Origin of the sequence: Tumidithrix helvetica PCC 7403, assembly GCF_965232925.1 — a bacterium.
GTDB classification, from domain to species: Bacteria; Cyanobacteriota; Cyanobacteriia; order Pseudanabaenales; family Pseudanabaenaceae; genus Tumidithrix; species Tumidithrix helvetica.
The window spans coordinates 24,006-41,025 of sequence record NZ_CBDDRA010000015.1 but is presented as its reverse complement, the minus strand read 5'-3'; the positions used below and the strand labels follow the sequence as shown (position 1 = coordinate 41,025).

Annotated in this window: 19 protein-coding genes and 2 pseudogenes; 12 read left to right on the top strand and 9 right to left on the bottom strand. The window is 44.5% G+C overall.

All coding sequences use genetic code 11. The features are described from left to right. Window positions 1–33 precede the first annotated feature (33 nt). Together sixA and purQ are read right to left on the bottom strand one after the other, a co-directional pair. Window positions 34–534 (bottom strand): phosphohistidine phosphatase SixA, encoded by a 501-nt coding sequence (gene sixA / locus ACP2WE_RS14755; RefSeq protein ID WP_425216309.1) that lies wholly within the window; start codon window positions 532–534, stop codon window positions 34–36. Between the two features lie 116 nt (window positions 535–650). Then, on the bottom strand, window positions 651–1,367 hold the full coding sequence (gene purQ, locus ACP2WE_RS14750; RefSeq protein ID WP_425216308.1) for a phosphoribosylformylglycinamidine synthase subunit PurQ: 717 nt from the start codon (window positions 1,365–1,367) through the stop codon (window positions 651–653). 234 nt (window positions 1,368–1,601) lie between these two features. Here purQ and ACP2WE_RS14745 point away from each other — a divergent pair, with 234 nt between their 5' ends. Next, window positions 1,602–3,125, top strand: a complete 1,524-nt coding sequence (locus tag ACP2WE_RS14745) for a hypothetical protein (RefSeq protein ID WP_425216307.1) — start codon at window positions 1,602–1,604, stop codon at window positions 3,123–3,125. Between the two features lie 81 nt (window positions 3,126–3,206). Here the strand turns inward: ACP2WE_RS14745 and gatB are convergent, their stop codons facing one another. After that, window positions 3,207–4,682, bottom strand: coding sequence for an Asp-tRNA(Asn)/Glu-tRNA(Gln) amidotransferase subunit GatB (gene gatB / locus ACP2WE_RS14740; protein WP_425216306.1), 1,476 nt, complete (start codon window positions 4,680–4,682; stop codon window positions 3,207–3,209). 541 nt (window positions 4,683–5,223) lie between these two features. Here gatB and ACP2WE_RS14735 point away from each other — a divergent pair. The 7 genes and pseudogenes from ACP2WE_RS14735 to ACP2WE_RS14705 form a co-directional block, all read left to right on the top strand. Continuing rightward, complete coding sequence (locus ACP2WE_RS14735; RefSeq protein WP_425216305.1) at window positions 5,224–5,541, top strand: SH3 domain-containing protein; 318 nt, start codon at window positions 5,224–5,226, stop codon at window positions 5,539–5,541. 199 nt (window positions 5,542–5,740) lie between these two features. Further along, window positions 5,741–5,989 carry an SH3 domain-containing protein gene (locus ACP2WE_RS14730; protein ID WP_425216304.1) on the top strand — a complete coding sequence of 83 codons (249 nt, stop codon included), beginning with the start codon at window positions 5,741–5,743 and terminating at the stop codon, window positions 5,987–5,989. A gap of 234 nt (window positions 5,990–6,223) precedes the next feature. Next, window positions 6,224–6,805 carry a 5-formyltetrahydrofolate cyclo-ligase gene (locus tag ACP2WE_RS14725; RefSeq protein ID WP_425216303.1) on the top strand — a complete coding sequence of 194 codons (582 nt, stop codon included), beginning with the start codon at window positions 6,224–6,226 and terminating at the stop codon, window positions 6,803–6,805. Window positions 6,806–7,048: 243 nt separating this feature from the next. Beyond that, entirely contained in the window at window positions 7,049–7,360 is a 312-nt protein-coding gene (gene groES / locus ACP2WE_RS14720) for a co-chaperone GroES (protein ID WP_425216302.1), read from the top strand. Window positions 7,361–7,501: 141 nt separating this feature from the next. Then, window positions 7,502–9,154: a chaperonin GroEL gene (gene groL / locus ACP2WE_RS14715; RefSeq protein WP_425216301.1), complete on the top strand. Its 1,653-nt coding sequence runs from the start codon at window positions 7,502–7,504 to the stop codon at window positions 9,152–9,154. Window positions 9,155–9,625: 471 nt separating this feature from the next. After that, a pseudogene (locus tag ACP2WE_RS14710) lies at window positions 9,626–9,971 on the top strand (Rpn family recombination-promoting nuclease/putative transposase); the annotation flags it as partial. Between the two features lie 2 nt (window positions 9,972–9,973). Next, window positions 9,974–10,471 (top strand): annotated as a pseudogene (locus ACP2WE_RS14705) (IS256 family transposase); the annotation flags it as partial. Window positions 10,472–10,542: 71 nt separating this feature from the next. Here the strand turns inward: ACP2WE_RS14705 and ACP2WE_RS14700 are convergent. From ACP2WE_RS14700 to ACP2WE_RS14690, 3 genes are read right to left on the bottom strand one after another with little or no spacing between them, the layout of a single operon-like run. Beyond that, the gene (locus tag ACP2WE_RS14700) at window positions 10,543–10,707 is read right to left on the bottom strand and encodes a hypothetical protein (RefSeq protein ID WP_425216300.1); all 165 of its coding nucleotides are present in this window, start codon (window positions 10,705–10,707) and stop codon (window positions 10,543–10,545) included. Between the two features lie 17 nt (window positions 10,708–10,724). Beyond that, entirely contained in the window at window positions 10,725–10,850 is a 126-nt protein-coding gene (locus ACP2WE_RS14695; RefSeq protein ID WP_425216299.1) for a hypothetical protein, read from the bottom strand. 2 nt (window positions 10,851–10,852) lie between these two features. Further along, the gene (locus ACP2WE_RS14690; protein ID WP_425216298.1) at window positions 10,853–11,110 is read right to left on the bottom strand and encodes a ribbon-helix-helix domain-containing protein; all 258 of its coding nucleotides are present in this window, start codon (window positions 11,108–11,110) and stop codon (window positions 10,853–10,855) included. Between the two features lie 230 nt (window positions 11,111–11,340). On the opposite strand from ACP2WE_RS14690, the gene ACP2WE_RS14685 reads away from it, so the two are divergent. Continuing rightward, window positions 11,341–12,135, top strand: a complete 795-nt coding sequence (locus ACP2WE_RS14685) for a RecB family exonuclease (RefSeq protein ID WP_425216297.1) — start codon at window positions 11,341–11,343, stop codon at window positions 12,133–12,135. A 41-nt stretch (window positions 12,136–12,176) separates the two neighbouring features. Next, complete coding sequence (locus ACP2WE_RS14680) at window positions 12,177–12,683, top strand: hypothetical protein (protein WP_425216296.1); 507 nt, start codon at window positions 12,177–12,179, stop codon at window positions 12,681–12,683. 88 nt (window positions 12,684–12,771) lie between these two features. On the opposite strand, the gene ACP2WE_RS14675 is transcribed toward ACP2WE_RS14680, so the two are convergent. Then, on the bottom strand, window positions 12,772–13,419 hold the full coding sequence (locus ACP2WE_RS14675) for a ferritin-like domain-containing protein (protein WP_425216295.1): 648 nt from the start codon (window positions 13,417–13,419) through the stop codon (window positions 12,772–12,774). 412 nt (window positions 13,420–13,831) lie between these two features. Here ACP2WE_RS14675 and ACP2WE_RS14670 point away from each other — a divergent pair, with 412 nt between their 5' ends. After that, a complete protein-coding gene (locus ACP2WE_RS14670; RefSeq protein ID WP_425216294.1) occupies window positions 13,832–14,368 on the top strand; it encodes a sigma-70 family RNA polymerase sigma factor in 537 nt (178 codons plus the stop codon). Between the two features lie 56 nt (window positions 14,369–14,424). Continuing rightward, a complete protein-coding gene (locus ACP2WE_RS14665; RefSeq protein WP_425216293.1) occupies window positions 14,425–15,021 on the top strand; it encodes a cupin domain-containing protein in 597 nt (198 codons plus the stop codon). Window positions 15,022–15,463: 442 nt separating this feature from the next. Here ACP2WE_RS14665 and ACP2WE_RS14660 read toward each other — a convergent pair whose 3' ends face one another. After that, window positions 15,464–16,540, bottom strand: coding sequence for a VOC family protein (locus ACP2WE_RS14660; RefSeq protein WP_425216292.1), 1,077 nt, complete (start codon window positions 16,538–16,540; stop codon window positions 15,464–15,466). A gap of 77 nt (window positions 16,541–16,617) precedes the next feature. Further along, a complete protein-coding gene (locus ACP2WE_RS14655; protein ID WP_425216291.1) occupies window positions 16,618–16,974 on the bottom strand; it encodes a hypothetical protein in 357 nt (118 codons plus the stop codon). Window positions 16,975–17,020: the final 46 nt, after the last annotated feature.

Genomic DNA, 17,020 nt, shown 5'->3' with positions numbered 1-17,020 from the left:
TAACAGAGCTTGCAGTCAAGCTTGCGAGAAAAACTAAATCAAGAGTTTGGGTGGGATCAGTAAAAATAGCAGACAATTCGCCGCGATCGCTTCTTGTTCGGGGACGGCTAGACCAATAACGCCAGCTTTTTTGAGCACTAAGGTACCTTTTGCCTCGCCCCAGATTAATAACTCTGCCCAAGCACTCAGATCGGGTTCGTGACCAATGAGCCCCAAAGAGGAGCGTGGAGAACCATGCTGCTGGCACCAAGTTTGAAACCAGCTCAGCCATTGCTCAAAATCGCCACTGGGCGCAAGTAGTTCCGAAGTTAGCGGATCGGTGTTAAACACGTCGCCAAAAATATCAGCCGTTTGTCGCGCTCTCACCAGAGGACTTGTTTGCATTAGATCGAAATGCAATCCCAAACTATGGAGGCGTTTGGCAACTTGCCGCGATTTCTTTTTGCCTTCGTCTGTTAAAGGGCGATCGTCGTCATTAGGATATGTGCCCCGTTCTTCGGCAATCCCATGGCGAATTAAATAAAGACTGGTCATACGGTTTGGTTATCAGTTGTCAGTTGTCAGTTGTCAGTTGTCAGTTGTCAAAGAGGCATCTGGTAGGGGCGAAGCATTCGGGCATCAATCTCTATAAATCCAGATAAGCCTCTCTCCTAAATGCTTTGCCCTCTATATACAGAAACAGGTAGTTTCGCTAGAAGGCTATCAAAAAGTCCTTTACCATCAGTATTGCCGAGCACGGTATCCGCTGCGCGTTCGGGGTGAGGCATCATACCTAAAACATTGCCTTCGCGATTGCAGATGCCTGCAATATTGTTCAAAGAGCCGTTAGGATTACCCGATCCATTGACCTTGCCTTGGGCATCACAATATCGCCAGACAATTTGGTTATTGGCTTCTAAAGATTTCAGCGTGTCTGGGTCGGCATAGTAGCAACCCTCACCATGCGCGATCGGAAGGCTAATGACTTGATCGGGCTGATAGGCATTTGTCCAAGCCAGATCGTTACGCTCTACCCGCAAAGGTACGCGATCGCAAATGAAATGCAAATCTCGGTTTCTCACTAATGCCCCAGGTAGCAACCCTGACTCAGTAAGAATTTGAAATCCGTTGCAGATTCCCAGAACATACTTGCCTTGAGCGGCATGCTGTTTGACTGCTTGCATCACAGGGGCAAAGCGGGCGATCGCACCGCAGCGTAGATAATCCCCGTAACTAAAGCCCCCTGGGACAACGATCGCGTCAATATCGCTGATATCGGTTTCTTCATGCCAGATCATGCGCGTCGGCTGCCGCATAATGCCACTTGTAACTGTGACGATATCGCGATCGCAGTTAGAACCAGGAAACACTAAAACACCAAATTTCATGATTTGTTTTTTGCTAGTTTTGTAGTTGTTCGTTATTTTTTAAAGATACGCCCAATGAATCTTGGGTTAATCTAGTGATTTAGCCAGAAATTATGATTTCGTAGCGAAAATTTCGATCTCATCAATTGCTTTGTTCTAATGTGTAATCTGCTAATGCATTCAATTTTCCCTAATTCTTTGTATCTCAGCTGTTCTTATTTTCTCATCGTGTTTACATAGTGCTTCTCTGCCATTATGACCCTTAATTTATTCGGAAATCTTAAACAAGCTCTGCAGTGGGTACAAAAAACACCAGAGCGATCTGTTGCCGAAGCCTACCAAGCTGCCGTTAATATCAAGAAAATCGAGGACGAATACTTTAATGGAAGTGAAATCTCAAATTTAGCTGGCTATAGTGAAAATACATTCAGCTTATTTCAGATTCAACTCAACAAATATCTCAGTACGATTGATGTTAGTCTGGCAGCCTATAAGGTTAGCGCGAAAATGCCCTACTGCTTACCTGTTAGTGATGTCAGTCAAATATCAAAACCGCTCGGGAATCCAAATCTTGATGACAACGCACCTTCTCTTACGCAGCAATTGGCATTTATTGACTTCATGCTGTCAAGATATCGCCTACCAACAGAAACGAATGATATTGCCATTGGAAACTCAAGTTCGATCCAACTCTTAGATATTAAAGATGAGCTTGATTCAAAGTCGAAGAAAAAGGGTAAATTTTCACTTTATCCCAACAATAGTCAAACCAATGGAAAACCACCCAAAAAAGATGATGCTGTAGTTCCAATTGAAAATAGTATTTTACCTGGGTCTTTCTTTAAAGCCTTCGATCGCATTAAGCGTAATGTCAGTTCTTCCTATAGCAACTACGAGCAAAATATTGTTGATGAGCTTCGCCAGTCAAGAAGACGCATCAATGCTGCTCTCAAATATCTGGCATTTTTAGTGATCACGGTTCTAGCTGTTCAATTTTTATCGAAATCACTGGTTTATAGCCCCTTGCTTGACTATTGGGTCGGGAATCAAGGGACTGAAATTAAATTTAGTGCCAGCATGCAAGAAAGAGCCTTTAATAGCTTTAAAGCAGTAAAAGAAAGGCTAGAGTTTGAACTATTAATCTCTAAAGCGGTGGCGCTCAGTTCCCCTCCCAAAGAGCTTGAGAAGCCTCCTGCAAATAATTCTCCCAGTGAGAAAGAGAATCCCACGATTAACTCTGGGACAAATAACGAAAAAGAGAAGCCCTCTACTACTTCCACTGCCCAAAAGGAGCAAGGGAATGAAAAGGGTAAAGAATCGGTGAATGCGGAAGAAGAATTTGAAAAACGCCTGCAACAGGAATCCCTAAAAATCCTCAAGGAATTTAACCGTTCTAGCTGGGAAGGAATTAAGAATCTTTTAGCTGACTCTACTGCTGGCTTTGTGTTTTATTTTATCGTAATTTCTGGCAGAAGGCAGCTAAGGGTAATCAAAGACTTCTTTGATGAAACCATGTATAGTCTCAATGACAATGCTAAGGCTTTTCTAATTATTGTTTCAACAGATACGTTTGTCGGCTTCCACTCAAGTGAAGGTTGGGACGCCTTACTTATAGTCCTTTTCGATCACTTTGGTTTGCCTGAGAATAAAATCTTAACCATGGCCTTTATTTCCACCGTTCCCGTATTTCTTGATGGTTTATTTAAGTTCTGGATCTTCCAATATTTGAACCAATCTTCACCATCGACTGCGGCAATCTATAGTGAGATGAATGAGTAAGCAATTTTCTCTGCCTAGAATTGTAAGGGCAATTCATCAATTGCCCTTACATACAAATCAAATAGAATTGCGATATCTCACCTATAGGGCTTGATTCAACTTATCGGTTATTAGTTGATTGGTTGCTTGAGGCTCAGCCCGTCCTTGGGTTTTTTTCATGGTTTGACCGACAAAAAAGCCTAGCAATTTTGTCTTGCCCGCACGATATTGCTCGACTTCCTTGGGGTTCTCGATCAGAATTCGATCGATGATTTTCTCTAAATCTGCACCCGCTAAGACCGTTAATCCTTTCTCTTGCACGATCGCTTTCACAGAGCCCCCCTTGGTCAATAATTCAGGCAAGATATCTTTAGCGATTTTGCTACTAATAGTTCCATCGGCGATCGAGGTAATTAATTCCGCTAAGACTATTGGGGTAAGAGGTAGATCGGCAATTTTGAGCTTGTTCTCGTTGAGATATGCCGTAATATCGCCCATAATCCAGTTAAAGGCTTGTTTCGGATCGATCCCTAATTTCACAACCGCATCAAAATATTCAGATACAGCGCGATCGTCAGCAATTAAGTTAGCATCATAGGCACTCAGACCGAATTCGCTTTTGTATCGATTGCGTTTGGCAGAGGGCAATTCGGGTAACTCTGATTTGTATTTTTCCAAGGTGGCAGCAGGAACTTCGATCGCCACCAAGTCAGGCTCGGGGAAATAGCGATAGTCGCTTGAACCTTCTTTTAAACGCATACTAATCGTGCGTTGGGTATTTTCTTCCCACAAACGTGTTTCTTGATAGATTTTTTCATCTGCCTCAATCGCATTCACTTGCCGTTCGATTTCATAGTCGATCGCTCGTTGAATGGCATTAAAGGAGTTCATATTCTTGATTTCTACCTTTGTGCCAAACTCCTCTCTGCCCACAGGACGCACGGAGATATTCACATCGCAGCGCAGCGAACCTTCTTGCATGTTGCCATCACAGACACCTAGATAGCGTAGGGTGCGGCGCAGCTCTTGGGCATAGGCAGCAGCTTCTGCTCCGGTGCGAATATCAGGTTCGGAAACAATCTCACAGAGAGCGACCCCCGTGCGGTTGTAATCCACGAGGGAGTGACTGGAACCAGAGAGGCGATCGGAACCAGCATGAACCAATTTGCCAGCATCTTCTTCCATATGCAGGCGCGTAATTCCAATCCGCTTGGTTTTGCCATCTTCGGTTTCAATTTCTAACCAACCATGCTCGGCAATGGGAAGATCGAATTGAGAGATTTGGTAGTTTTTAGGAAGATCGGGATAGAAATATTGCTTGCGATCGAATTTACTATGGGGAGCGATTTGGCAATTTAAGGCTAAACCCGTTTTGACCGCGTATTCTAGAACCTTCTCATTTAAAACAGGCAGAACTCCCGGCATTCCCAAACAAATGGGGCAGACATTACTGTTAGGCTGCGAACCAAATTGAGTCGAGCAACCGCAGAAGATTTTTGTGGTCGTGCTCAGTTGACAGTGGACTTCCAATCCAATTACAGCTTCAAATTTTGTCTTAGCAGGGGCAGTTGTAGTCATAAATAGAACGTAACGTACGGGAATATATTACAATCGTCAAACAGGCGATCGCATAAATCATAACACTTACAGCAAATCCAGTCAGAATCAGAAGCGATGCTAGATGATTTTTAAACGTGCAAGCTCTTCATATCGCAATCCTAAGTTATTTGTGAACGTAGGGCAGACTTCTAGTCTATGCAAGCAAGAAGCTTACCCTACGAATCATATAGGTTTGCCATATATAGGTATTGTTGGCTTTAGCTCTCATTATTCTAAATTTGCCTGTTTTATTTTTTCCCATTCCTAGGGGATCTAACGAGGGCTTATTGCGACTAAGCTCAACTAAAGGACGCTAAAACAACCGTATAGCGTTAAATTTATGATTTCTAGGGACGCGATCGACAGGAAAAAAATTTATTGTTTATGTTAAAATTTTAAAAAATCCATTTTCCTGCCTGCTGGAAAACTGCATTGTTGGGGAATATGAGACCGAAGTCGCTAGGAAACATGAAGTCAAAGCAATAAAGTTCGTAATTATCAAAAGGTGCATAGTGTAGCTATGAAAAGAATAATCAGTAAGCTTCTCGTTCTTGCAATTGGGGTCAGTTTGAGCGTTGTTGCAGTTGAAGCGACATCCATTGAATCAGCGATGGCTCAGAGACTTTGCCAGTCCTACAGAGTAACTCGCGACGGGGGACTATATGTTTATATCAATGCTGGTAGCGAAATCATTACCACACTTCCCTACGGTAATATCGTCAGGGTTACAGGCATGAGTTCTGATGGAGAATGGGCTCGCATTGAGTACTTGAGAGTTGACGGACAAACGGGTGAGGGCTGGGTAGCTTCTAGTTATTTATCTTGTTACCAAGAATAGAAGGCGAATGTATCCAGCCATAAATCTTTGATTGAAAGATTTATGGCTGGATATTCCATTATTCTCTCTATTAGATATCCATTGAAAGCATGAAGCCAAAACATTACAGTACTTAATACAGTACTTAATCATGAAAAGAATAATTAGTAATCTTCTCGTTCTTGCAGTCGGACTCTCTTTAAACCTTGTCGCGATTGAAATGAAGTCCACTGATTCGGCGATCGCTCAAAGACTTTGCCAGTCCTACAAAGTAACTCGCAGTCGAGGACTATATGTTTATGTCAATGCTGGAAGTAGAATCATTACCACCCTTCCCTATGGTAACATTGTCAGAGTTACAGGCATGAGTTCTAATGGTGAATGGGCTCGCATTGAGTACTTGAGAGTTGACGGAAGAACAGGTAGGGGCTGGGTAGCTTCTAGTTATTTATCTTGTTACCAAGAATAGAAGGTGAGTATATACTCCTGAAATCTATCAATTAAGAAATTTCTGGATTAATCACTTGATTTCTCCAGCCAAAAGTGGTCTGGCTCTTTTTGACTAAACTACTGCCAAAGGCATGAATAGTTTTGTGCATGGATCTTGTGGACATATATCCCTTGAAGCAGTTTCAGAAGCTCTCCAAGAAATAGGCACGTAAATCTGGAGTATCGCTCCTTGAAAAACCTTCTGCCGAAATCTATGCAATCTGCCTCACAAAAAAAATCTTTAAGACGGGATGCGATCGCAGCAAGACAGGCAATCCCCCATTATCTTTGGCAACAACATAACCAGAAAATTTGCCAGCAACTTGCCCAGTGGCAGACCTTTCAAGAAGCGCAGACGATCTTGGCATACCAGAGTTTTCGCCAAGAGCCAGATCTCAGCGACCTATGGCAACAGTTCCCCGATAAGACTTGGGGCTTTTCCCGTTGTGTGGGGCAAGATCTTATCTGGCATCAGATCGATATTCTCGAACTACAAACGGCTAAAGACACCTGCATAGAAGTGGGAAAATTTGGCATCCCAGAGCCATGCCCTCACTTACCTATCATGGAGGAAGAAAGCGTAGATCTGATTCTCATGCCAGCGGTTGCTTGCGATCGCACGGGTTATCGACTTGGTTATGGCGGGGGCTTTTACGATCGCTGGTTGCCCCAGCAAAGAGGTTACAAGGTGGGAATTATTTTTTCCGACTATCTTTTGGCGCAACTGCCCCATGAAGCTTGGGATGTACCCATGCAAGCAATTTGTACAGAGTTGGGGATTTTTGAGGTGACTTAGCAAGTCTAAGCATGGCTAATGGTTGAAACATGTTGTAGTTTTCAAAGCAAGCCAACCTTGCGATTAAAATTGCCACAGAATGCTTAAATTCCCACCAAGATCGGAAATTTGATACGGTAAACCGATCCATGGTCGTTGCCATTTGCAGTTATATTAGCAGTCGGTATGGGTAGAGTGCTAAAGCAAAACGCGCTCTACAAATTAGTACTACATATTAGCTTTTAGATAGGGAGGTTTGTAATTGTGGCATCATTGACACTGCAAGGAAGTGCCTTAAAACCACTAGGCGATCGCGTTTTAGTAAAAATGGTGGTCAAGGAAGAAAAAACTGCTGGTGGCATTTTCTTACCTGACACCGCCAAAGAAAAATCTCAAGTAGGTGAAGTGGCAGCTGTTGGTCCTGGCGCACGCAATGACAAAGGAGAGCGTGTAGTACCTGAAGTCAAGATTGGGGACAAAGTGTTGTACTCCAAATATGCGGGTACAGAACTGAAAGCAGATGGTGTTGACTATCTCTTGCTAACTGAGAAAGATATCTTAGCGATCGTGGAATAACAGCGATTAGCTCTTAGTGATTAGCTCTTAGTGATTAGCTCTTAGCTTCCTAGAAATAGCCAACCGATAACTGCTAAAAGCTAACAGCCTTGAAATAACCGACAACTCATAACTGACAACCTTAATAACTAACGAAAAATCATGGCAAAGAAAGTAGTATTTGATGAAGAAGCCAGACGTTCTCTTGAAAGAGGCGTAAATGCACTGGCAGATGCAGTTCGCGTTACCCTCGGACCTAAGGGACGTAATGTTGTCCTAGAAAAGAAGTATGGCGCACCTCAAATCATCAATGACGGTGTGACGATCGCCAAAGAAATCGAACTCGAAGATCCCCTTGAGAATACAGGCGCACAACTGATTCGCGAAGTTGCTTCAAAGACCAATGATGTTGCAGGCGATGGCACAACCAGTGCAACCGTCTTGGCACAGGAGATGATTCGTGAAGGTTTGCGGAACGTTGCCGCAGGTTCTAACCCTATTGGCTTGCGCCTTGGCATTGAAAAGGCTGTTGCAAAATTGGTGGAAGTGATTGCAGCCAATGCTAAGCCCGTTGATGTGGGGACAGCGATCGCTCAAGTCGCCACAATCTCAGCAGGTAATGATAGCGAAGTCGGCGACATGATTGCCCACGCCATGGATAAGGTCGGCAAAGATGGCGTCATCACTGTCGAAGAATCCAAGTCCTTAAACACAGAATTGGAAGTTGTCGAAGGGATGCAACTCGATCGCGGTTACGTCTCTCCTTACTTCGTTACTGATACCGAGCGCATGATCGCTGAGTTTGAGAACGCCAAGATCTTGATCACAGACAAGAAGATCAATATTATCCAAGACCTCGTTCCCATTCTCGAAAAGGCAGCACGTAGTGGTTCTCCCCTGCTGATTATTTCCGAAGATGTCGAAGGCGAAGCCCTAGCAACCTTGGTTGTCAACAAGCTCAGAGGCGCTTTGAATGTAGCCGCGATTAAAGCTCCAGCATTTGGCGATCGCCGCAAAGCTGTTCTTCAAGACATTGCCGTGCTTACAGGCGGAAGTGTGATTTCTGAGGATCTAGGGCTCAACCTCGATGCTGCTACCCTCGATATGTTGGGTACGGCGCGTAAGGTCACGATCAGCAAGGACAAGACCACCATCGTCGCTGGTACAGATACCAAACCAGATGTCGATAAGCGCGTCGCTCAAATTCGTAAAGAACTTGAAGACAGTGACTCTGACTACGATCGCGAGAAGCTGCAAGAGCGCATTGCTAAGTTGGCTGGTGGCGTTGCCGTGATCAAAGTTGGTGCTGCTACAGAAACCGAACTGAAAGATCGCAAACTACGCATCGAAGATGCGCTGAATGCAACCCGTGCTGCGGTTGAAGAAGGTATTGTTCCTGGTGGTGGCGCGACGCTAATTCATCTGATCAAGCACCTCACTGAGTTAAAAGCAACGCTCAAGGGCGAGGAAGCGATCGGTGTAGAAATTGTCGCCAAGTCTCTAGAAGCACCTCTGCGTCAGATCAGTGACAATGCTGGTCTAGAAGGAACTGTGATTGTTGAGAAGTTGAAGGGTATGGGCTTCACCATGGGCTTTGATGCCTTGAAATCTGAGTATGTCGATATGATTGCTACGGGTATCATCGACCCTGCTAAGGTTGTGCGCTCTGCAATTCAAAATGCGGCGTCGATCGCTGGCATGGTTCTAACGACCGAAGTCCTCGTTGTCGATAAGCCTGAAAAGAAAGGTGCTGCTCCTGATATGGGCGGCATGGGCGGTATGGGTGGCATGGGCGGTATGGGCGGCATGATGTAATTGCCTCCAGGTAATTACAATACCCTTTTGCCCGTTGCTTAACCGACTGCAATTAAAACTTTCAAAAAGCTGCGTCGCAGCTTTTTGAAAACTCGTGCATAGTGCAGAACTCAAATCCCGATTTGTTTCAATTAAAATCGGTATAATACCATTTTCAAAAAGTGATGCAACGCATCTTTTTGAAAAGACCGCGCTCTGCGCGAAACACAAAACCCGATCTGCCACAAATTCAAGAGAAATTGGTATAAGAATAGGCTTGGGGAGATATCCCTGAGTCTATTCTTTTTTATGAGTTGAGCACAGGAATCTATCTCGAAAGTATCTAAAAAAATAGCTACAATATTTAGTAACGGATAGTTTAGCTAATATAATTTTCAATAAAATGCGTGGTCGTTTCTTTGAAAGACCTTGCGTAGTGAGGAACTCAAATCCCAATCTGTTGCGATTTCAATTGAAATTGGTATAAATTAAATGCGATTTATTAATCCTAAAACAGATTATGCTTTCAAGAAAATTTTTGGCTCAGAACAAAGCCATGATATTTTAATTAGTTTTCTGAATGCAATTCTCTACAATGGTCAATCTACGATCGAGATCTTAGAAATTCTAAATCCTTATCTCGCACCTAGGATTAAGAGGCGTTAAAGATACCTACCTAGATATTAAAGCCACGCTCGATAATCGTTCAACTGTGATTATCGAAATGCAGGTATTAAATATCGAAGGATTTGAGAAACGAATTCTCTACGATGCTGCTAAAGCATATTCGATTCAGCTCAAACAAGGTCAGGCTTATACATTTCTAGATCCTGTAATACGGGATTTCCCAATGCGATTGAGACTGTGTTTCCCAAAACGACTGTACAGTTATGCATTGTCCACATGGTGCGTAACTCAGTGGCTTTTGTGGGATCGCAGCAACGCAAGCAAGTTTGTGCTGACCTCAAGACCATCTACGGTGCAGCAACCGAGGCTGAGGCTGAGTTTAACTTGGAATTATTTGCCGAAAAATGGGATGAGCAATATCCATCCATCAGTAAATCTTGACGCGCTCACTTGCCCCATATCATTCCTTTCTTTGCCTTCCCCACTGAGATCCGTAAGGTGATTTACACTACGAATGCGATTGAGTCGATGAATAGCAGTTTGCGCAAGGTGATTAAAAATCAACAGATTTTTCCGGCCGATGAGGCTGCTTTTAAATTGGTCTATTTGGCGATGCGGAATATCTCCAAGAAGTGGACGATGCCGATTAAGGATTGGAAACCTGCCCTGAATCACTTTGATATTTTATTTGGCTATCGCCTCCATATCTAGATTTCAGAGTTTACACAATTTACTTGACACTCTCCTATGGCGGTTTCTTCCTATCCCTTATTGCGATCTCCTTATGATTCATCTTCAAATTCATCAAACAAAGCTTTTAAATCTCTACCTCCATAAGCCACACGGACAATATCAATTCCTTCTAATCGCGAATAGTAAAATACAACATAGTCATCAACGATGAATCCCCGCAGATCGACAGCGATCCATGCGTATTCTTTTCCCATATCAGGAAAGCTAGCAACTAACTTACATTTTGTCGAATGGCATCAAATAATTTACTGGCAGCTTTTACATTGCTTTGTGCGATAAAGTCACAGATCGCATTCAGATCTCGGACTGCCAGTTCTGAGAAAGTGTAGCTGCCCATATTTAGCCATGTTCTATTTGATTTAGCTTGTCTTGCAACTGTTGAAAGACAATTTCGCCATCGACAACTTTTCCTTGACGAATTTGTTGGGTTCCCGCAGCAATCTTTTCCCTTAGCTCTATCAGCTTTCGTTCTTTAGATTCATGTTCCTCTAAAAGTCGAAATGCCACAGCCAACAACTCATCAACACTTTGATACTTACCTTGCTGTAACTTTTCAAGAATAAAATTTTCTTGTTCCTGTTTTAAGGCTATTTGCATTTTTTAGCTCCATTTCTGACTCAATCCGCATACCGGGGCAATATACCTACAGTTTGTTCGATCGCTGTTTACCCCCTTACAATAAGGACATACCATCATCATAGTGTAACTATCTTTTGGATGAGTCAGTTACCTAATCTTGACAATGCGATCGCCTCTAAAGCCTGTCCCATAGGCTTTTAGACAAGAGCAGCAAATGCTTACGCTCAAATTCGCCCCAAACGCTAGTCATGACCTATTCTCTCTCAGCCTCCAAACTGCAAACCTATCATCGTTGCGCTAAGTCCTATCACTTTCGTTACGAGCAGGGCATCAAGAGTGCCGCCTTCTTTGGTTCGGCAGCCTTGGGCACATCCCTCCATCAAGCCCTCGCACAGATTTATCGAGACTGGCATTACCAAACACCCCTTCCCGACCTGACATGGATTAACGCCTGCTGGTCAGACAACAGCAAAGGACTCAGCGACGCCCAAGCCCAAGAAGGACAGCAGATTTTACAGGGATACTACGAGAGTTTTATTGCCAATCAACCCGCGATCGCCAAACCCGTCGCCGTCGAAGGTAAAGTACAGGGAAGTTTGCGTGTTAGCAATTTAGAATTTTCGCTGATTGGACGCTTTGACCGCTTAGATTGGTACGAAGACGGCTTGGAACTGATTGACTACAAAAGCACCAAAGAAACCAAACTTCCAGAGCCAACGGAACTAGATTTACAGATGGGACTGTATTATCTGGCACTAGAGCAACGATATCAGCAAAGCCTCAAGCAACTCAGTTTGATCTTTTTACGCACGGGTGAGAAAGTCAGCTTTCGCGCCACCCCAGAGCAGAGCCAGAGAGTCTATCAGATGATTAGCGAACTCGCGATCAAGCTTCGCAGCGATGAAGAATGGGAACCCTCGGTTGGAAAACACTGCGATCGCTGTACCTACGTCAAATATTGCCCCGCCAAGCAAACCGATCCCGAACCCGTGCCCAGTGGAGGGAAGAGCAGCAAACAATTACAATTGACGTTAAACCTTTAGATCGCAAATTCTCAGGAATTTACAAAAAAATTTTAGAAAACATGAAGATCCAGCATTGCTTTCGATTCCTTTTTGGCATTGCCCTGATTGCAGGCTATCAACCCAGCGCGATCGCCGATGAATTCAAACGAGACTACGACTTCTCAACACCACTGCCGCAAACAGGAAAAGTGACCATTCGCAAGCCCCTTGAAGCCCTACCCCTAAAAAGTTTGTTCGATCGCTGCCCTGCCAAATCTCACCTAGAGGAATTTGCCCAAAGCACTCACTTTTTAGTCATGATCTGTCGAGATGATACAAACGACTTAAAGAAGTACTGGATTCAGAAAGCGCTAAAGAACGGTAAAGTCAGAAAACTAATCGCAGAAGATCGACCTAACAGCCAGCCAGTTGCATGGCAGAGCGAAGATTATAAGGTATCCATTTATGCAGATGGAGCCAGACCCGAAAGCTTAAATGCCTATCTAGAGTCCTACAACACCAAGACACAACAGGGACGAGCAGAAGCTTTGCTCTATCACTACAGCAAGTTTTACACGCAACCCTAATGGTCGTAAAAGATACTCAGCACATTCAAAAAACCTGCATCGCAGGTTTTTTGAATGTGGGATAAATTTATATCTGGAATTTGAGGGATTAGACTCTGATAATCCACGCTTCGCGCGTATCAGCGCTCACAAAAGAAGCGGGAACCACTTTAAGATCGACACCCAACGACTGAAAGGCAGCACGAATCACGGTGGCATGAGAAGCTTCAGTGGAGCCAATGCTTGCGCCAGCGGTAATCAGAGCAGGAGTTTTGAGTTGAGCGATTTCAGTGGTGTAGGCGATCGCTGCGTCAGTTTCTAAAGCTAAAGCCAATTTGGCAATATTCACATCTGAGTCGAGATTGCCTTCACCCTTTTCCAGATAGGGTTTCACAGTTTCTAGATAATCGGACTTTGCCATGACGGGGTTGCCACCCAGTTGCCGAATCACCATCGACAAGGTGTCACGGTGTTGTTTGTGATCGGCTTGATTTGCCAGCGCGATCGCTAAGACTGCCTTACCAACATTGCTGCCCGTGAGTTTGCCTGCGGCGAGGCTGTAAGCCCAGATTGCCTGATGCTCGTAAAATAGCGCGTTGTTGAGAATTTTAATATCGTCCTTGGCATTAGCTTTGTTGCTTGGCATCGCGATCGCTGTGGATGCTACAGATACCCCTGCAATGCCAACTGCTCCAAAAATTCCAGCCTTAATCAGTTGACGGCGAGATGCAGCTTGGGAAGACTTTGTTCTGTACATGGGTTTTATCCTCTTAAAGATTGCTAGTGAGACCAAACTTCGTAAATTTGTGACAGATCGGAATATGAATTCCTTGCAGGGCAAGGTTTCCCCAAGAGCTATATAGCAGTTCTTGGGAAATAGGATGCGACAATTACCTTCGCGAACGTATCGCTAAAAGTTCTATAGAATTTATAGTTGAGCGTGCAGAGTAGGCAGAAATCAGTTGCTCTACAACCATCGCGCTTTGATAGGAATTACGCTTGTTTCTAGGGATTGGATCTCTCAATTCAAAAATAAATTCAAAAGTAGAGCTACAAAAACTTGTGAAATTCCTGCTGCGTGCGGTGTAGCATAATGCCAATAGATTTAGGCTGTAAGTCGTTGTTTGCGTTTAATGTTAACTAATCCACTAATTGACGAGATCTCAGTGATGGCGAGGATTGCTAGCCAAGATCAAGCAGCGCTGTCCTTGCTTTACGATCGCTATTCCCGCGTTATCTATACGATCGCCTATCGAATCATTGGCTCTGCAGAGGAATCCGAAGAGATCGTTTTAGACGTATTTACTCAAGTGTGGCGAATTGCCAAAAACTATACGCCCCAAAAAGGTAGGGTCGATACATGGCTGTTTATGATTACGCGCAGCCGCGCTTTAGATCGCATCCGCAGTCGTACCCGCAGCTATAAAGCGATCGCTGCTTCTGAAAATGCGTTGCTATTGCACTCGCACGCAGATAGCCCCGAAGAGGATGTATTGGTGCGAGAACGTAGCGACTATGTCAAAGCTGCCTTAGAGAAACTCCCCAACGAGCAACGCCTTGTGTTAGAACTGGCGTACTTTAAGGGGCTTTCTCATACGCAAATCGCTGTAGAAACAGGAATCTCTCTGGGTACGATCAAAACGCGCATTCGGTTGGGGCTTAAAAAATTACGAGAAGCACTGGGAGAGGAATGGTGCGGCTTTTAGCGACTCCCAGACTCAAAATTAATTTAATATATGAATAACGGGGCTAACAGAGAAAAATGAGAGACATAGAAACAGAAGAAATCCAAAAGGATATTAGCGATTTATTCGCACTGGCGGCGCTGGATGCGATCGACGATCGCGATTGGCAAGTTGTCGAAGATTTGGCTGCTGCTGACCCAGAGCTAGAGCTAGAGTTGCGATCGCTACAAATGGCTGGCAATGCCTTAGCCTATGCTGAGCCGAGGTTGCCAGTGCCAGCCAGCCTTAAACAACACCTGTTTGAGCGCATTCAGCCCCCCAAAGAAACCTCTAAGGAAGTTCCTGCCAGCCCAGCATTTTGGGCAGTTCGCGCCGCTGAGGTAAAATGGCAGTCTCACTCCGTGCAAGGGGTCTCGATCGCAATGCTCCACACCGATCCTGTTAAACGCCTTGTGTCTGCCCTAGTACGCTGCGAACCTGGGGCGATCTATCCCCCGCATCGGCACGCGATTGGCGAAGAAATTTTTATGCTCGAAGGCGATCTGGTTGACAATAGCGTTACCTATACCGTGGGTGACTTTCTCTACTCCACTCAAGACTCCGTACATGCCCCAAGTTCTACCCATGGCTGTGTATTTCTCGTGCGCACCTCTATGGATGATGTGTTTTTGTAGAATTTTTGCGATCGCATCACCCCTGCGTTTGAGCTGCCACTCGTTAATCTCAGCAAGCGTGACCTTGCTACCATCCCCAAACAACACCTACTCCCTTCCCACTCAATAAATAGACATAGGGGCTAAAGCGAAAATATGTTCTAAAGTTTTGAATATCTGTTCTGGATTCATCAAGATTTTGACATCCTCTAATTTTTTTTCGATTTCGGAGATCGTTATATTTGAACCACCCTGATAAGTCCTCTCAAGCGGTTTAAAAACGCGCTCGTATGTTTCTTGGTCTATCGTAACCTCTAAAATACCCTGTTTGTAGCTCTGGTTATACTGTTCAGCTCATAGCTGTAATGTAAGGGGATTACGATTTAAAAATGCAACAATCCCAGAATTACAAATTTTGTAATTCTGACGGGTTACGGCGATCGCAAGAGCGTATCCTAATGTACTAGCGCTCGATAATTCTGATGGCGTGACCGTCGGGGTCTCGGACTAGGAAACCGCGTTTAAAGCCAAGCGATCGCGAAGGAAAATCAACTGCATCAGAAGAGATGAAAATCGTGCGGTAAGCCCGTAACTTTTGCGCGATCGCATTTGCATCATTTACAACCAGCGTGGTTTGCCAGTGCAGCAAGTCATTTGGACGAGCATCGGCTGGATAAGGCTTGCCATCGCTGGGCGCGAGGTATTCCAGAAATTCTACGCCCAAACCCGTAGGCGCTCTCAAGCCACTGATATGGAGTTTTGCGCCAAAAACGTTATTGAGATGCTCTTGCTCCGTCCCGAAGTTTTCACTCGTGCCTGCAAGGCGCATTCCCAAAAGATCGCGATAGAATTTTAGACTTGTCTCCGTATTGCCGACTGCGATCGCCGTATGGTCGATGCCTAAAAAGATGCGATCGGCTGACTTTTGCCATTTTGGATCGCCCTTACCTTGCGGGAAATAGATGATCTCTAGATTGTGTCCATCAGGGTCTTTAAAGTAAAAGGCGCGAATCCCTGCTGCGGCAAGATTGGAGTCGGGAATTCTTTGCGGCGCAGTCGAGGCATGTTGGACTTTAAAGCGACGTAGTTGTGCGTAGGCTTTGTCCATATCGCTGACTGCGATCGCAATATGTTGAAACCAGCGATCGTTGCTGCGCGACTCAACTGGGATTGGTCTTCCTTTCGGCGTCAGGTATTCGGTGAGTTCGAGAATTTCATCGCCAAGACGCATCCTGACTACCCGCATCCTTATGCCAAATATGCCTTGCAAGCGTTCGTACTCGCTTCCTAATACCTCGACATCCGATATTTTCTGAAAAGATAGAACCTGCGAATAAAACTCTATGGCTTTATCCATGTCTGACACGGTGATGCCCACTGAGTCAACTGTTGTGACCGCAAGGGATTCTGCTTGAGCAGAAAAATAGGAGAGATTGGGCGATCGCTGTCCTGCTAAAACCGTAATCGGTTCTTGGGCAAAGACTCCTACTGCAAGCGAGAAAATAACAGCAAGCAAGGCTTTTTCGATTTGGATAGCCATAGGATTTCTCCTTCTAAAGTAATTCTTAAGAGAAATGGACAAGGGAAGAACATCGTTCTTCCCTTGAATGTCAAAATTTACTGATTCATCACAAGTGAAGTTAACTGAGATTCCACAGCACTGATATAGCTAGAATCGTTAAGGACTGAGGGTGCAAGTCTCTGGGAATCAACAGCGGCTTGTACGAGCTGGGTGGGGGTGACTTTTCTGCTGCGTATATCTTCGATGAGAGTGGCATAGCTAGAAATGCCTCGATCTTCAAAGTATCCCTGATATGCCAAGTAGGCAAGATTAAAAGGAGAAACACTGGGTTGTGACTGAGTTTGAGCGATCGCTGCCATACCCACGGTTGTGACTTCAGCTTTGGCGGGAAGAACTACAGCAGCAGTGGAAAGAAATAGAACGGGCAAGCAACCTAAAAGTAATTTTTTCATTATCTTCGTCTCCAAATTGGAATGTGTTTTCTGACTTGAGTTAAGT